At 70.4% G+C, this 16,329-nt stretch carries 13 protein-coding genes; 5 read left to right on the top strand and 8 right to left on the bottom strand.

Going from position 1 to position 16,329, the window contains the following annotated elements; all coding sequences use genetic code 11:
• Positions 1-210: 210 nt before the first annotated feature.
• From ABD236_RS23025 to ABD236_RS23000, 6 genes are all read right to left on the bottom strand, one after another.
• Positions 211-1,314 carry a C40 family peptidase gene (locus tag ABD236_RS23025; RefSeq protein WP_344076240.1) on the bottom strand — a complete coding sequence of 368 codons (1,104 nt, stop codon included), beginning with the start codon at positions 1,312-1,314 and terminating at the stop codon, positions 211-213.
• A 47-nt stretch (positions 1,315-1,361) separates the two neighbouring features.
• Positions 1,362-4,106, bottom strand: coding sequence for a hypothetical protein (locus tag ABD236_RS23020; protein ID WP_344076238.1), 2,745 nt, complete (start codon positions 4,104-4,106; stop codon positions 1,362-1,364).
• 345 nt (positions 4,107-4,451) lie between these two features.
• A complete protein-coding gene (locus ABD236_RS23015) occupies positions 4,452-7,145 on the bottom strand; it encodes an ATP-binding protein (RefSeq protein ID WP_344076236.1) in 2,694 nt (897 codons plus the stop codon).
• On the bottom strand, positions 7,142-7,705 hold the full coding sequence (locus tag ABD236_RS23010; RefSeq protein ID WP_344076234.1) for a hypothetical protein: 564 nt from the start codon (positions 7,703-7,705) through the stop codon (positions 7,142-7,144). The genes ABD236_RS23015 and ABD236_RS23010 overlap by 4 nt, the downstream gene beginning before the upstream one ends.
• Positions 7,702-8,043, bottom strand: coding sequence for a hypothetical protein (locus tag ABD236_RS23005; protein WP_344076232.1), 342 nt, complete (start codon positions 8,041-8,043; stop codon positions 7,702-7,704). Before ABD236_RS23005 ends, ABD236_RS23010 begins: the two co-directional genes overlap by 4 nt.
• Complete coding sequence (locus ABD236_RS23000) at positions 8,040-8,972, bottom strand: conjugal transfer protein (protein WP_344076230.1); 933 nt, start codon at positions 8,970-8,972, stop codon at positions 8,040-8,042. The genes ABD236_RS23005 and ABD236_RS23000 overlap by 4 nt, the downstream gene beginning before the upstream one ends.
• Positions 8,973-9,716: 744 nt before the next feature.
• Between ABD236_RS23000 and ABD236_RS22995 the strand changes: the two genes are divergently transcribed.
• The 5 genes from ABD236_RS22995 to ABD236_RS22975 all read left to right on the top strand — a co-directional run bounded on the left by ABD236_RS22995 (position 9,717) and on the right by ABD236_RS22975 (position 14,562).
• On the top strand, positions 9,717-11,123 hold the full coding sequence (locus tag ABD236_RS22995) for a hypothetical protein (protein WP_425543929.1): 1,407 nt from the start codon (positions 9,717-9,719) through the stop codon (positions 11,121-11,123).
• Positions 11,120-12,025 (top strand): hypothetical protein, encoded by a 906-nt coding sequence (locus ABD236_RS22990; RefSeq protein WP_344076226.1) that lies wholly within the window; start codon positions 11,120-11,122, stop codon positions 12,023-12,025. Before ABD236_RS22995 ends, ABD236_RS22990 begins: the two co-directional genes overlap by 4 nt.
• 865 nt (positions 12,026-12,890) lie before the next feature.
• Entirely contained in the window at positions 12,891-13,736 is an 846-nt protein-coding gene (locus ABD236_RS22985; RefSeq protein ID WP_344076224.1) for a class I SAM-dependent methyltransferase, read from the top strand.
• 170 nt (positions 13,737-13,906) lie between these two features.
• On the top strand, positions 13,907-14,254 hold the full coding sequence (locus ABD236_RS22980; RefSeq protein WP_425543934.1) for an alpha/beta fold hydrolase: 348 nt from the start codon (positions 13,907-13,909) through the stop codon (positions 14,252-14,254).
• Positions 14,255-14,415: 161 nt separating this feature from the next.
• Entirely contained in the window at positions 14,416-14,562 is a 147-nt protein-coding gene (locus ABD236_RS22975; RefSeq protein WP_344076220.1) for a hypothetical protein, read from the top strand.
• 49 nt (positions 14,563-14,611) lie between these two features.
• Here the strand turns inward: ABD236_RS22975 and ABD236_RS22970 are convergent, their stop codons facing one another.
• Together ABD236_RS22970 and sigJ are read right to left on the bottom strand one after the other, a co-directional pair.
• Positions 14,612-15,070, bottom strand: coding sequence for a hypothetical protein (locus tag ABD236_RS22970; protein WP_344076218.1), 459 nt, complete (start codon positions 15,068-15,070; stop codon positions 14,612-14,614).
• Between the two features lie 270 nt (positions 15,071-15,340).
• Entirely contained in the window at positions 15,341-16,273 is a 933-nt protein-coding gene (sigJ, locus tag ABD236_RS22965) for an RNA polymerase sigma factor SigJ (protein WP_425543933.1), read from the bottom strand.
• Between the last annotated feature and the right edge of the window lie 56 nt (positions 16,274-16,329).

Below are 16,329 nucleotides of genomic sequence, written 5' to 3'. Positions count from 1 at the left end.
CCGCGAGACCAGACGGGGTGGGGGCCGGCGGGCCCGAAGCAGACGCAGCGCGCACCGGTGACGGAACGGCGGCGGGCCGAGGCCGGCCCACCGGCGGGGCGGAAGGCTCCTGCGAGCCGGGCACGCCCAGCAGGAGGGCACCGGCGACGGCCAGCAGGATGGTGCTCAGTACCAGCAGACCTGGGGAGCGTGGGGAGCGCGGTGGGGTGGTCACAGCAGACGAGCTCCTCCCGCGTAGCCGGACATGGCGCTCACGGCGTCCAGGCGCACCACAGTCCCCGGGCGGGCCGCGTTGACCATCTGCCCGCCGCCCACATAGATCCCGACGTGGTAGATCGTCGCGTCGCGGCCGGGAGCGTAGGCATAGAAGACGAGGTCACCGGGCTTGAGGGCGCTGGTGCCCAAGCGGGCCGGGATCCTTCGGCCGGCACCGGCCTGTGCGGCGGCGGTCCGTGGAAGCCGGGCGCCCGCCTTCGCGTACGCGTACACGGTCAGTCCGGAGCAGTCGAAACCCCTGATGTGAGCACCGCTTCTGCCACTGGGGGTGCAGCAGATCCCGTAGGTGGGACCGCTGGCATCGCCGCCACCCCACGAGTACGGCACCCCCTTCTGGGAGAGCGCGGCCTCAACCACGGTGCGCACCGTGCCGGTCAGCTTCACCGTCGCCGGGCCAGCGGCGGCGGCCGTGTACTGGTCGATCCAGCCCAGCACCTCGCTGACGTAGGCCCTCGAGTGGTTGTACTGCCAGATGGCCGCTTCGAGCTGCGAACGCTGCGTCAGATCCCGGCCCCTCCCGCAGAGATCAACGGCCGCGCCGAGGGCGGCGTCGTCCGCGTTGTGCGGGTCAGCTGCCCCGTCGTCGTTGGCGTCCTTGCCGGCGGTCTCCCAGGTGGAGGGGAGGAACTGGAACGGTCCGACGGCGCGCTCGCCGCTTGCGGTGCCGTCCCACTTGCCGCCGTCGGTGTCGGCCACGGTTGTGGTGTTGCCGCCCTGGCCGGAGCCGTTGAGCACGATCCCATAGATCCGGGGTCGGATATCGCCATTGGCGGCGATGGATCGGCCAGCGGCGTGGTTGGACTCGACCTTCGCGATCCCCGCGAGGACGGGCCAGCGCATCCCACGGCACCGCGGCACGTACGTGGCGACCTTGGCGGCGGCATTCTTGTACGCGGTCAGCATCCGGGCCGGGATATCCGCCGCGCTGCCCCCTTCAGCGGTTCCTGCGTCGTCCTGGCCACGCCGCAGGAGCGTCATATACGAGCTGATCGCATTCGATGCCGGCACGGCACAGCACACGGTGACGAACACCAGCACTGCGGTGAGGCATCCCCACCTGCGGGCACGGCGCCGCCACGGGCGTGTCACGGCTGCTCACCGCCGTCGTCCTGTGGGGGCTGCGCCCGCTGCTGGCGCAGGCGTTCGGCTTGGGGTGCGGTCCTGCGCATCAGCTCTTGCATCCGGGCCCGTGCCTGCTGACGTGCCTGGCTGCGGGCGCTCCCGCCCCCGGGCAGCACGGCCTCGTTGAGAGCGCGGCGGGGACGCAGGTCAGCACGGTCTGACACGGGGCGTTGTGCGGAGGAGGGGTCGGTCGCGGCCGTGTGCGCTGCCGGGGCCGGTGGCGCGGGGGCGGGAGTGGGACGGTGGGGATCTCGGCTGGCGGGCGTGGCTCGCGCCGGGGCCGGCGGGCGTAAGGCGCCGGTCGATGGGCCCGTGGTGGGCAGGCGGCGGCTGGTGAACGGGCCGGGGCCGCCGCGATCGTCGGTGTTCTCCCGCACGACATGGGAGGCGTGGCGTGCGGTGTCCTGCCAGGCGCGGCCGTCCTCGCGGACGGTGTTGGCCCACACGCGTACCTGCTGGCGGGCGTCCTGGGCATAGCGCGAGGAGGCGGTGTCGCCCGCGCGCGTGCGCCGGACAGTGCCCGGGAGCCCGGCGGTTGCCCCGTATACGGTCCGGCCGCCGCGGTGCAGGAGGCGGTAGCCGCGGTAGCGCACCAGCCGGTTGTGGGCCCGGGTGGAGAGCAGGGTCCGGTCGGCGTGCTGGTCGTGCAGCACCTTGTTCGTGCGGCGGTCGACGATCTGGCCGTCCGCATTGCGGTACCGGTCCGGCGGCCCGCCGGGGCGACCTGGCCCCCCGCTGCCCGGACCACCGACCCCGCCGCCTGGCAGCCCGCCGCCGTCCGCGTCGCCGTCCGCGGTGGGCTTGCGCCACTTGGCCAGCTGCTCCTTGTCCGGACGGCCTCCGACCAGCAGCCAGTGCCCGCTCCTGACACCCAGCCGTGCGCCCAGGCCGCCCACGGCGGCGGCCGCGGTGAGCGGGGCAAGCCCGCGCCCGGCCTCTGCGGTGGCGTCGGTGAGGAGGCGGCCGGTGTCCACCGGCATACCCGTCCCGTCGGCCAGCAAGCTGAGGGCGCCCATGAGGCGCTGGCGGGTGCCAAGCATCGCGAACCGGCCACCGCCCCAGCCGGCAAAGGCGCGCAGCCCGCCGCCGTATCCGCCAAGCGCTGCGGGGGAGTTCATGGCGAGGGCGGCGCCGAGTTCGGAGGTGTCGCCGGGCAGGTGGGTGCCGCCGATCTTGGCGTAGCGCATCCGCATCGCCATCCGCCGCCCGAACGAGCTGATGCCACTGAGCAGGCGGCGGTGACCGGCCGCCCCGGCGATGGCCAGGACATCGATGAGCAGGATCCGCTCCACCATCAGCTGGGGCCCGTTGGTGAGGGTGGCGTCGACGGCGATCCCGAAAAACGGAATGAACGCACAGATCCCGACGACGGCGACCATGGCGATGCCCCACAGGGACAGCCACTTCCACACCGACTGGCGGGCCGGCCCGGGCAGCATGCCCGCGATGAAGGTGACCGAGCCCGCGGCTGCGGCTGCCACACAGATGCCCTGCGTTCCCAGGAGCACGACGGCGCTGGAGAGGAGCATCCCGCAGATGAACAGCGCCGCGACCAGCAGCAGTCCGGCGCCGCCAACCCGCCACCAGGTGGGCTTGTCCGCGTAGGCGGCGCACGCCTTGCCGACCGGCCCCGCCTTCTTCAGGTCGGCGAGGAAGGCAGCGAACTCCTGGTCGTCCTCGCCCAGGACCGGGTGCGGCGTATCGAGCAGGTCACCGGCCGGAGTCAGGGATGGCAGGACGTCCGGGTTGGGGGCTGCACCACCCTGCCCCGCCAGGCAGTACTGCTTGGCCGGTCCCTTGATCAGACTGCACGGCCCGCCCGGGGCATCACCTTTGGGCTTGTAGCCACCGCTGACCCACTTCAGGTGCACGGCGTAGGCCGGGCGGTCGCCGGCTTTGCCCGGGTCGAGGATGCGTCCGTACTGCAGCAGCATGTACGGCTTGACGACCAGCGCGTTGGTCAGCGCGTCCTGGAGCGGGTGGGCCACCGCCGCTGCCGCGGTGGGCTGTTGACCGGGCTGGGCCAGGCAGGTGCGTTCGGCGTTGCCGGCCATGGAATCGCAGGGACCGCGGCTGGCGAGTTTTCCGCCCCAGTCGTAGGCGGCCATGCTCTGTTGCGCGACCTCTGTGCCGACCTGCTGGGCCTGCCCGAGCGGTCCGGACTGGGCGAGCAGGGTGTCGGGGCGGATGAGCGCCGAGGCAGCGATCGCCCCGATCAGCAGGGTAAGGAAGATTTCCCCCAGACCGCGGCCCACCCGACCCCGCACGATCATGAAGGCGGCGAAGACGAACGCCCAGGCCAGCAGGAGTCCCTTGAGCCCGAGGGTGTCGACGACCACGGTGTCGTAGGTGTCGGCCGCCTTCTGCGCCGGACGGGTCAGGAGACTGAGCAGCGGGAAGCGGAAGGCGACCTCGATGGCCCACCCGGCCAGCCCCACCAGCAAGCGGATCAGGGTGAACAGCCCGGACAGGGCGAAGGCCAGGCCCTGGGATTTGAACGCGACGATGGAGCCGCCCGACGCGTTGAGGTCGTAGCCGTCGATCGGCACGCCTTCGGACGAGGCAATGTTCAGTGGGGCCAGCAGGTCCCCGGTCTCGCTGTTACTGCTGGCCGCGTAGACGACCTGGGTATTGGCCAGGACAAAAACGCCCGTGAGAAGGAGGACGAATCCGGCGGAATGCCAGGCCGGGCGGTCGGGACGGAACACGTCAGCGCCACCTTTGCCCAGCAGCACTGCGCAGAAGCCCCAGCACGACGGCACCCGCGCCTGCACCGGCAGGCAGCAGCCTCCACGCCTCTGCGGCCACGTCACGCCGGCTGGGGGCGGGGCATGCGGCGCCATGCTCGCAGTACGCCGTAGCCGGGCCCATCATCGGGGTGCAGGGATCATGGTGCGCGGTGTCGGCAGCAAACGCGCCTGCGGCGTGCGGCCACCACGTGTCCGGTATGCCCACCACCAGGGCGAGCAAGGCTGAGGCAATGACGAAGGCGATCACGGTGAGGACGCTCACGGCGGCGGCGATACGCCGTGAGCCGTCCCTGGCAGTGGGCATCAGACACGTCCCCTTGAACGGGTTTCAAAGGCGTCACCGGGGAGCGGCTTCGGCACGGAAGCCGCGGCGCGTGGGCCCGTGCGGCGTCCTGGTGTGGTGGTGATGGAGGTGGCGATGCGCGCGATGCGGGGGATGGAGACCTTGATGCGGCCGGTGTTCTGCCGCGGGCAGGTCAGCAGGAACTCGCCCTCGCGGCCCCTGTGGCCGACAGGGGACAGGCCCGTCGTGACCAGCCGCAGCAGTTCGCCATCTTCCGGATCGAGCCCGACGAATTCCAGGCCGCGGCGGGCACGTTCGCGGTCTGCGGTACGGGCCAGGGCCCGGTAGGCCATCAAACCGCGGTCGGGTCCGAGTTCGAGCGCGTCGTGGCAGGCGCCGAGCAGGCCGGCGCCGTGCTTGCGGCCGTCGTGGAGGATCTCGTGCACGAGGGCGGTGCCTTCGGCCGAGGACGTGAGCCAGTACAGCTCGTCCAGTACCACGGCGGTGAACCGCTCGGGATCTGCGAACGCCGTCTGCCGGGCGAGGGCTGCGACCAGGTAGAGCACGGCGCGGCCGATGAGCGCCTCCAGGGGCTGCTGGTGCAGCACCTCCGGTTTGTCGAACGCGGCCTTGGGCGGCAGCGTCAGTCCGGCCGTGGTGATGACGATCATGTCGCAGGCGCTGGAGGCGTCCAGGCGGACCGGCGCGAGTGACGGGTCGAAGACCATGCGGGCCAGCGAGTGGGTGGCGACGACCCGCAGGAGACCGGCGAGGGTGGCGGCCGCGTCCTGCCGCTTGCCCGCCTCGCGCGCGGCCATCTCCTTAAGGACTTCCAAGACGCGGTGCATGGAGGGCTGCGCGCAGGCGGCGGCCTGTTCGACGGCGTGGTGCAGGACTTCACCGTGGGTGCTCATCGGGCCGATGCCGAGCTGCAAGGTGAGGTAGGACAAGGCGTAGTGGCGGCCCTCCGGTCCGCCGAACAGGCGCAGCGGGTCGATGGACACCTGGGCGCGCGCGGCGTCGATGATCTGGGCGCGGCCCTTAGCGGCGGTGCGGGCGAAGGTGGCCCACTCGCGTACCGGGGTGCGGTCGATGCAGATGGCGCAGCCGCCGCGTGCCCAGACTGCTTCCGCGATCAGCTTCTGCAGGACACTCTTGCCCGCGCCGAGGTCCCCGACGATGCCCATCGAGGCGGACGCCTCCACCTTGGGCGCATCCGCCACGTTGATCAGGACGGGGCGGGTGGTCCCGCAGTCCAGGTCGATGCCGAGGAACATGCCGGTGGGGTCGCCGACCTCCGCAGAGGTGAAGGCCCCTGACAGCGCCCAGTCCTCGCTGATCTGATGCTGGGTGAACTCCCGCACGACACCGGGCCGTGCTGTGCCGGGCAGCCCCAGCACAAACAGGGCTTCCTGCAGGCCGGCTGGGCGCACGGCCCGGTAGTCGGCTGAGGCGAGCAGCGCGGCCAGGGCGCGGGCCCGGGCGTCGCACACGGCGGCGGTCGGCCCCCATACGGTGAGCACGGTCACCGACTGCACCTCGACCTCGACCGACGTACGCGACAGACGGGCATCCAGCTCGCCCAGATCACGGGCGGCCTCGGTCAAGGAGGCGGGCATGCCGGTGAGGCGGGCGTCGTACTGGTCGGCCTGGTCGATCAGCTCGTTCTTCTTGCGCCGCACCTGCTGGCGGGCCTTTTCCGCAGGCACCAAGGCCAAATCGACGGCGTAGTCGACTGGAAAATCGAGCAGCTCCAGCTGAGCGAACAGATCCGCGGCATCCTGGCTGACCGCAGGCGGGCACTCGGCCAGTGCCAACTGCGCCTGATAGCCCATCCCCGTCTCAGACTCAACCTGCAGCCAGCGCCGCCCCAGCGGCGAGCCGGCCTTCAGCCGCCACCAGGCCGTGCGGCCCGACCGCGTGATCTGGCCCGCGCCCTGGAGCTCGTCGACCTCATCGAGTCCAGGGTCGATGCCGCCTTCCTGCAGACGCATCTGCCCCAGGTCGGCGTAGCTGGGGGAGCGCAACACCCCACCCCGCACCTGCCCGCCGTACATCTCGCTGCTCTCCGCCTGTGCCAGCAGCGGTTCACCAACACCACGGTGCAGGGCGTGCTGGATCATCCACACGACCTCCGCCGGACGGGCCGGGCGAAAAGCGATGCCCCCGGCGAGCGCGGCCTCCACCCGCGCGGCCTGCTCGCGATACGCGCTCACCTCGCGCCGGGCCACCGGCGTCAGGTGCATGCCCAGCATCGGAGCCACCTCAGCCCACGCCGCGCCGAGCGACGCTGACACCTGTATGCCGCGGGTTTCGCTCTGCAGGGGCACGGCCAGCCACAAGGTGCGGCGGTGCATCTCCTGCTCGTCCAGCAGATCCAGCGTGGCCTCAACGTTCTCCACCCACGGGTGCGGGCCATCACCGGGTGCCTGCTCGGCCGGCTCGATACCCTCGATCATGCGCAGGGCGATCTCACCCGCATCGACCTGGGCACACAGGCCGTACAGGCGCGGAGCCCCGGACAGCGACCGCACCAAGTGGGTGATCTTCGCCAGTTGTTCGTCGCGGACAGCTGCGGGCACGTAGGTGCCCTGGACGCTCTCCTCACGCCGCCCTTGGGGGTCCGGGCCGGGGTGAAGGCGGTAGATTGCCCACACGCTGCCGTGCGTCGACCACACCAGGTGCCCGGCGATATGGCGGATCGGAACCTTCACTGCGCACCCCCTTGTTTGACGCGCTCGAGCAGCTGCTGCACACCCGACGTCGGGCCCGCCGCGGCGGCATCTGGCTGTGCAGGGCGGGGTGCAGGCGAGCGCTCCGCGGCCGGGCGTGGATGCGGCGCCGAGCCAGGGCCTCGCTTCCAAGGCGAGGATGCGGTCGGTTCTGCGGGGCCGGGCGCGGCCTCGATGGTGAAGCCGCCGAGCAACGGGTGGGAAGCGCGATCGCGGGCGGCTCGTGCGCCGATCCGCCCGCCGCGGGGCTGCCAGGCGAGCAGCACCCAGCCCACAGCGCCCTGCATCGGCGCGCGGCCGCCGATCTTGGGCGTGCGCACCATCCAGATGACCAGGACCCATGCGATCAGGGGCACCGGCCCCATCCACGACCACCAGCCGATGGTCTTGACCAGAAGAAAGCCGCCGCCGACGGCGACCGCGATCTGCGCGGGCGTGTACGGGCCGAACGGGATCTTCCAGTCGGCGACCTTGCCCAGGACCCAAGGATGGCGTCGGGCGGCCGTATAGAAGCGGCCCACCCGCGCGGCTGCCGCGGTCATAGCCAGCCCCCAGCATCCGGTGAGTGGACATGAGAGGCGGGGAGTTGGGGCCGGACGATGCCGGGAAGGGCGGGCCCTCCCTTGGACGGGTTCTTCACCTCGTCGGTGAACATGTTCGCCAGGTCATTGCGCGAGTTGTACAGCCCGAGCGCGATGATCATCAGCAGTAGGGCGCCGATCCCGGCCTTGAGGCTGAACTTCTGGATCATGATGACGACGACGAGGCAGACCAGCCCGGCCTGCAACCCCTTGGTCGCCCATTCCTTGAACATGCTGATCCAGCTGTCACCGAGATCGTTGAGCTCTCCGGCGAGCACCAGACTGTGCACCGTGGTCACCGGGTACCTCCATCCCGAGCTGTCCCGGACTCCAGCGTGGCGACTTCCCATCTGCCTGAGCGGGCCGTGAGTGTGAATTCGTATGCCAGGGGCCACCGGCCGACGGAGTTCTGGGCTTCGACCCGGGCCAGGACGCGCACGCTTGTGCCGTCCGCCGGCCCCTGATTGGCGGCTGTGGCTTTCTCGGCGGCCAGTACCTGTTCGACAGAGACCGACGTATACGGGGTGGGTAAGACCGCGGTGAGTTTCGCGCCGGGGGCGAGGTAGCGGTCGATTTCGCCGGCCCCCGTCAGGTAGGCGGCGAGGAACTCGCTGACGGCGGAGGACAGATCCCCCTGGGGGACGATCACGGTGTACGACGGCTTCGCCGTCGTAGCCCGGGCCGGGCCGGCCACCATGGCGGGTGCACCGGTCACCGTGAACGAGGCACCCGCACTGTCCGACGCCACGGGCACCGTGTAGTACCGCACCGGACCATTGGGGTACTGCGCAGCCACCGTCGCAGCCCATGCACCGTGCGCACGCTGCACGCTGCGCACCACCGAGACAGACTCAGGCAGCGACTGCGCATCGAGCCCCGAGGTGGGCAGCGAGACGTCCGGCGCGATTGACTTCGCCAGCCGCGCGTGCGCACTCGTCTCGTCCTCCGCGCTGCTGCGCAACCAGGCGTTCATGAACACCTGCGCATAGCCGCCCGGGTCGACGGCGGCCGCCGTGGAGCGCACGGCAATGGGCGGGGCCGCGGGGGTGGCCTCGGCCCTGGCCGGAAGGGAAGTGAGGGCTACGGCCAGGGCGATGGGGCCGGCCGCGATAACAGCCCAGACCGCCACCCGGGAGAGGCGGACGCGGCGGCGCATCGCTTCCAGCCGGGCACCGGCCGCCGTCGCAGCAGCGGCCTCATTCTGTGAGACCTGCTTTCCAGGAGGCATGGTCAAACTCCCAAGTCGGAACGAATGTTGCTGAGTTTGAGGAAACCTGGCGGCCCCGACCCGACCACCGACCATGAACCCCCGGCCATGGTCACGATGGAGACACGACGACCATGGTCGGGCGCATGGTCGGCCCGACCACAGGTCCGACCATGAGCGAGCCGCGAGCTGGCGGACAGCGGTCGCGTCCGGTGCGTTCCGCAGACGCGCGACCGCTGGGTGATCACATTCCGCTCGGCCGCCCAGACCCAGCTACCGATGTGCCGACGCAAGCCCGACCATGCTCCGCTGGGCGCCTGCACAGTGAGCCGTCCGAACTCGCGCGAGCGCGCGGATCACAAACGTGCATGCGGAGTGCGCAGCGCCCCCCGCAACGCGGCTGCGCGGAACTTTCGCCCGGTTGCGCAGGACGGACTACGCATGGCCCGTTCCCGGTTGTGCAGCCAGCTACCCGATGGCTGAGCACTCGGCTGAGAGGGGGCATGGTCGGCCCGACCATGCCCCCGACCACGGCAGCTAGAGGTCTGCGTTGCCGGGTCGTGATCGGTGGTCGGGTCTCGTGGCCGTCATCCTGGTCGCCGTTGGCGGGTGAGCTGACGGCATGGCTCACACGCCTGCCCGCGCACCCAGGCCCATCGGCGGTCCCGCACCAGTGGGACCGGTGCGCTGGCCTGGCCACCGCACGGGGCCCGGCTCGAGGTCGGAGCGGTGAGGCGTTTTGGGGCGGGCGTGCGCCGGGGCGCTATGGCCAGCGATCAGTTCACTCAAATCGCCAACGGGCTTTTCCGTGACTCCCGGCTCTCCTTCAGGGCGAAGGGGATCTTTGGGTACGTCAGCACGCACCGCAACGGCTGGCAGGTGACCATCACCGATCTGGTGCACCTGGGCCCGGACGGGCGGGAAGCGGTACGTACCGGCCTGCGGGAACTGGAGGCCTGCGGCTATCTGGTCCGTGAACGGCTGCGCCGCGCAGACGGCACTCTGGGCGAGATCGTCTACTGCATTACCGACCGCCCGGCCAGCTTGGACATCGAGCTGATCGAAGCCGACGTGGCGGCCACGGTCCCCGAAGCCCCACACTCCGGAGGTCTTTCGGCGGGGATCCGCCGCGGTGTGATGGCGGCCGATCAGTTCACCCAGATCGCCAACGGGCTCTTCCGCGCCACCACGTTGTCCTTCAAGGCCAAGGGCCTGTTCGGACTGCTCTCCACGCACCGGGACGGCTGGCGGATGACGGTCGCCGACCTCGCCCGCCGTGGCCGCGACGGTGACGCAGCCGTCAAGAGCGGGCTCAAGGAGCTGGAGAAGCACGGCTTCCTGGTACGCGAACGCGGGCGCGGCCCAGATGGCACCCTCGGCGCGGCGGCCTACCTCATCACCGACCTGCCCGCTCTGCAAAGCAGCAGGTCAAAACCAGAGTCGGGTATTCCACCAGTGGATGACCCTACGTTGGCTGATCGGTCCACTAAGAACACCACCACAAAGAACACCACCCAGCAGAACACCAGACCCCTCCGTCCGTGCCCCGGCGACGCGCCGCATGCACCGGAACGGTCGGACCGGCCGGACATACGGGTGTCCCCGCCGACCGCGCCCGCAGCGGATGCGATGCCCCCGGGGATCCGGCTGCTGCTCGAACTCGGGGCGTCCCACCCCGAGCTGCTGCTGACCGGCCAGGCGCTCACCGATCAAGGCCACGTCGTGACCGTAATGCTGGAGGCCGGCTGGAGCGTTCAGCAGCTGCGGCACGTCATCGCGGACCGGCCCCTGCCCCATCCGCTACGCAACACGGTCGGGGCGGTCATCGCCGCCCGCCTGCGAGCCGCCCAGGCCTACCCGCCGCCCGCCCACGCGGGCAGGGGCAATGACCAGCCCGGGTGGGGCGAAGCGCCGCCGCAGCCGATAGCCAACTCCGCGGCCGCCCGCACGGTGAGCTATGCCCTGACGTACCGGGCCCTTACCGAATGCGCCGGCTGCGGCGTTCCCGCAACCGCCCCTGGCGCAGACCTCTGCCCCGCCTGCCTTGGCTGGCCGCTCTGCCGCACCTGCCTTGGCCCCACACCCCGCCGCGCCCACCCCAACGGCGACGGCCGCTGCACCACGTGCTCCGTGGCCCTGACAGTTCACCACCTGGAAGGAAACACCCCGTGACGGACACGCCTCACACTCCGCCGCCGACCGCCGCCGCGCACCGCGAGCGCCCCTTCACCCGTGACCTGGGGCGCTGGGAGAAGGAACGCACCCGCGCCCTGCGGACCGGCCACGTCCGCGACCCCACCTGCTCGGCCGCCTGCGAACTCGTTCTCATCCACGAACGCACCCTCTGGGGCTGGTTCGCCTGGACCGTCCCCGGCGACGGCAGTGCCCCCGAGATCCCCCACCAGATCGGGGTCCTGACCCCGGGCGCGACGCGCCTGCAGCGCCTGGCGCCGCGCTGGCTGACCCGGCGCCCCGCCCAGCGCATCGCCGTGGCCTCCGTTCCCGGAACGCTGCGCTTCACCACTGCTGCCATCACCCTCATCAGCGTGCTCGCTGGCCTGTTCGCCCTTCGACACGGAGCGCCCCTCGATGTTGCCCTGCCGGCGATGCTCCTGGCTCCGCTTCTCGCCAAGCGCCTCCCAGGCCGGTTGGACGCGAAGGCCCGCCATCAGGTGCGCATGGTCGAGGGTGCCACCGCCTGCCGCTACCTCCAGCGCCTCGCCATCCTGCAGACCTCCCTCGTCCAGGCCGCCACCGACAGCAGCCGCCACGAGCTGCGCCGCTCGGCCGAGGTCGGACAGGGCGTGCTGTGGGACGCCGCCGGCCTGCTCCACAACTGGGACACCCGTTCGGTCTCCGCCGACTTCATCGCCCGCGAGCGGCTGATGCTCCAACTCGTCCACCAGGCGGCACAGATCCTTGAGCGCATGGCAGACGACAGCAGGCCCGGCGCCGACCAGGCCCCGCGACCCGGTCGGCCCCTGGGGCTGTATCCGTCGGCCCTGCGCCCGAGGACCGCCCGGACAGCTCGTCGTGCACCGAACCCACCGCTGCAGAAAGGAACCTCCTCGTGAGCCAGTCCGAACCCGGCCCCGCCAGGGACATCTACCTGCTGTTCGCGCACGAGCCCTACTACCCCTCGGGTGCCCAGGAGATCAACACCACGGTCGTGGCCGCAGCCTCCCTGCTGCACCCCCGCGTTCGGCAGCCGACGGCGCCCGCATCCATGACCGCCTCGTCCACGGCCGTCGGCCGGGCGAGATCGTGCCGCTGTCCACGCTCACCCACGAACTCGACGCAGGCGCTCGCTGGCCAGAGGTCGGAGACTGGGAGGCAGCCACCGAAGACCTGCTGGAGCTCATCTGCGACCACAGTTGCGACGCCCTCAGCCTGGGCCTGCCGGACGTCGCCCGCGCCCTGGTGTGCGCCGGCCCGCACAGCGAGGTCCGCGCCGTCGACCCTACGTCTGGAGCGTCTCGGGCGTACGGGCCCGCCGACCGGACCGGGGTCCTCGCCGAGATCGGCCGACACCTGGCCCAGGCCGAAGCAGGATCCCCCTTGTGGCCCGGCAACGGACTGCTGCCCCCAATTAACTCCAGGGAGGCAGGCTGATGCTGGGCTACGCCTCCTACGGCGTAGTACGAATCCAGTCCCAGTCCCTCACCCGCGGGGTAGAAGTGGCCAGCACTCGCCGCCAGCCAGTCCCTGCCCGCAGCCGCCGCAGAGGAGGCGATCGCCTCCATGGAGGCCACCGCGCTCGCCCCCATCGTGCCTGCAAGGGGGCTGTGATGGTGGTGTGCCCGGCCGTTTCGGAGGATGCCGATGGCGAGCAGATCGTGGCGGCAGACGATCTGGCTGTGGCCGTCAGGGCGCTTCAGGCGCATTGTGTGAAGTGCGCAGTGTGAACGCGCGCGGGTTCTGGTCGGCGAGGAGGAATGCATGGAAAGCACGCCGAGCAGGACGGCGATGTTTGCGGCCGTGTCACGTGGATTGTTTCGCTTGGAGACGGCGTCGCCGTGGGTACTGGATGATGTGCTGGCCCTGGTGCTTGTCGGCCCGGCATGGCGCGAGCTGCGAGACCGGTTCGACCCGTTATTCCCCGGCCCGGCCCGTCGCGAGTCCCGCGCGGCTGTCTGCACCCGCAGCCGGTACGCCGAGGACCGGCTGGCTGCTGGCGCTTTCACGCAGTACGTGATTCTTGGCGCGGGGCTTGACTCGTTCGCGTGGCGGCGTCCGGATCTACTCGGCTCGCTGACGGTGTTCGAGGTTGATCATCCCGCTTCCCAGGCCTGGAAGCTCGAGCGGGTCAGGCAGCTCGGCCTGCCGCTCAGCGACTCGCAGGTGTTCGCGCCGGCTGATTTCGAGGCCGAACCGCTTCAGGACGCTCTGGGCGCGGCCGGGTTCGACTGGACGCAGCCAGCGATGTTCTGCTGGACGGGTGTCGCTCCCTATCTGACGGCGCAGGCGATCGAGTCGACGTTGCGCACGATCGAGGCGGCCGCTCCCGGGTCTGAGGTGGTGTTCTCCTACCGGGCCGAGGACGGTGTACTGGACGAGGTGGGCACGGAATTCGCCCGGATCTACACGCCGATCGCGGCTGCTGCCGGCGAGCCTCTTCAGCCCGGCTGGCCGGTCACCGAGATCGAGAGGCTGATCAGCCGGTGCGGGCTCAAGGTTGTGGACCATCCCGCACGTGCAGACCTCCAGCAGCGGTACTTCGCCGGCCGTACCGATGGGCTGCGGCCCTACACCTTCGAGACCCTGGTGGCCGCACGGGTCACCTGAGCGAACCCAGCCACGTCGGGCAACATCACCCTCTTCGAGGGCCAGGCGGCGAAGGTACGGCAGAAAAGTACAGCCTCCTGGGCCTGCCCCTGCTTGCCCTGCGCGGTCACGTCGCGGAAGGGCGAACTTTCATAGGTCTGGCGCGGAAACTGGGCGGGGGCTGACGGGTCATCGCGACCGACCAGCGGGGCCACGGCTATTCTGGCCGCGCTGTGGATCTCTCCCGCACGGGCTATGTCGTAGACGTCGCCATCCTCCTGTATATCCTCAAGATCCGCGACGCGGTGGTGCTCGGGCATTCACTCGGCGGCGTCAACGCCTACCAACTCGCGGCCCGACAACCGGTCCTCGTTCGCGCACTCGTCGTCGACCACATCGGCGCCGAGATCGACGACGATCTCTCGTTCAGCCTGCCCTGGCCCCACCGAGTGCCGCCTGAGACAGCACTCGGCGCATCGCGCGAGCTACCTGACGGACGCCGTCCACGAATACCCCGATGGCCGGAGTCTCGCCTTTAACCCGCAGGACATGAACGCCTCGCAGCAGCAGCTCGATGGAAACCACTGGCCCGACTGCCTCGCCACCGACTGCACCGCCCGCAGGTTCGCCCGAGGTGCAGACGCTCCTCGCCTCGCTTTGACCGCGGCACAAGCAGCGGCAAGCGCACGGCTCCCACGCGATGTCTCTTGCGCACGGTGACCGATCACGGGATCTGAATCAGCTTCTGAGCGACCTGGTCATTCACCCGATGGAGGCCGCCCTGAAGGATGCCTCTGCCGAGCAGATCGTCGACGAGGCCATGGCGTACCGGCTGATCGCTCTGTGATCTTGGGGAGGGGAGGCCGACTGGGCGGGGTCTGTCGGCCGACGGCCCGTCAGAGAAGCTTGGCCTGCAACTCGTCGAGGGTCACAGGCCCCGGGTCACGAACGGGCTGGCCGATGTCAGATGACCAACTGGGGCGCCACTGTTCGACGAATTGCGTGAAGTCGTTCCGCAGATACCGGGCATCGGACGGCTTCAGCCGGATCTGTTGACGACTGTCAGCCCACCAGATTTCGAAATCGGCCACGGTGCCTTCCACGGGCCATGCCTCGCTCTCCTTGGGCAGCAGCAAGACGTCGACAAAGCCTCCTACGCTCAGCCCGATGTCCACGAAGATCCCGATCGCACCGGGTTGGGGTACTTTCGCCACCGTTCCCTCGAAGACCTGTCCGAAGCGCAGGTCCTTCCGAATCCGAGCCCACTCGGCCTCTGTCACCACGACCAAATCATCGCACCCCTCATGGTGTCGTGGAGCGAGGCCGACGTCGAGGCCCGGGTTGGTGCTCTGCACCAGCAGCAGATGGAGAACCGGCAGCTGCGTCAGCAGCTCGCTGCCCCCAGCTCCCGGGTTCGCGTGCCGCCCACCCAGCCTTGGCCGAGGGTTGGTGGTAGCGAGCCCTGAGCGGGCAGCGCACGGACTACGGGACGGCGGTCAGGCCGCGACACCCAGTTCGCGGCGGGTGATGCGGATCTTTGAAATCGGCCGACGATGCTCTTCGCTCCCCAGGCTGTTGCCTTGGTCAACGGGGGCTGGAAGCGCCTGTATGTGATGGCCTCGGGGCTATTCGGCTCCGTCGAGGGCGTCGGCGGCGTCGCAAGCGATGGTTTGTGGCGGCTCTGGATGACGTGCCGCGACCTGGGCCCGTGCGGGAATGGCTCCAGGCGTGACTGCTTCAGGGAGCGCCAGGCTGTTGTCGGGGCTCAGCCCGCCGAGCTTGTCGGGGTTGACCTGGAAGCGCAGGTTGTGGATGCAGCCGTCAGCGATGTCGTAGGAGAGGGCGCCTACGGTGTGTCCGCCGAGGGTGGCCAGGATGGCGAGTTCGCCGTTGATGAGGGCCGGCTCCATGGTCAGGTCGGCCAGTTCGGGTTTGGCCAGGAAGCCCAGAAGCCAGCGGGCGACATGGTCGGTGCCGTGGAGCGGGCGACGGGCCGCGGTGACCTTGCCGCCGCCGTCGGACCAGGCGGTCACGTCTGGGGCGAGCAGTTCCATCATGGCGTTGAGGTCGCCGCCCGCGCAGGCATCCAGGAACTGGGCGGTGATCTGCCGGCGCCGGTCGGGGTCGGTGTCGAAGCGGGGGCGGCGGGCCTGGACATGCGCGCGGGCGCGGTGGGCGATCTGGCGGACGGTCGGCTCGGGGCGCTCGAGGGTCTCGGCGATCTCGCTGTGGGAGTAGCCGAAGACCTCGCGGAGCAGGAAGACGGCGCGTTCCACAGGGCTGAGGGTTTCCAGTACGACCAGCATGGCTGTGGAGACGGAGTCGGCCAATTCAGCCTCCGACGCGATGTCCGGGGACGTCAGCAGGGGTTCGGGGAGCCACGGGCCCACGTAGGTTTCGCGGGTGTGCCGCGCGGAGGTGAGGCGGTTCAGGGAGAGGTTGGTGACCGTGCGCACCAGGTAGGCCTTGGGGTGGCTGATCGTGTCGTGGTCCGTGGTGTTCCACTTCAGCCAGGCATCCTGGAGGACGTCCTCCGCGTCGGTGACGCTGCCCAGCATCCGGTACGCGGTGGCGAACAGCAGTCTGCGGTGTGCGAGGTACGGGTCCTGCCCGG

The organism is Streptomyces crystallinus (genome assembly GCF_039521265.1).
Taxonomy (GTDB): Bacteria; Actinomycetota; Actinomycetes; order Streptomycetales; family Streptomycetaceae; genus Streptomyces; species Streptomyces crystallinus.
Note: the sequence above shows the minus strand (reverse complement) of the source record. Positions and strands in the feature narration are given on the sequence as shown.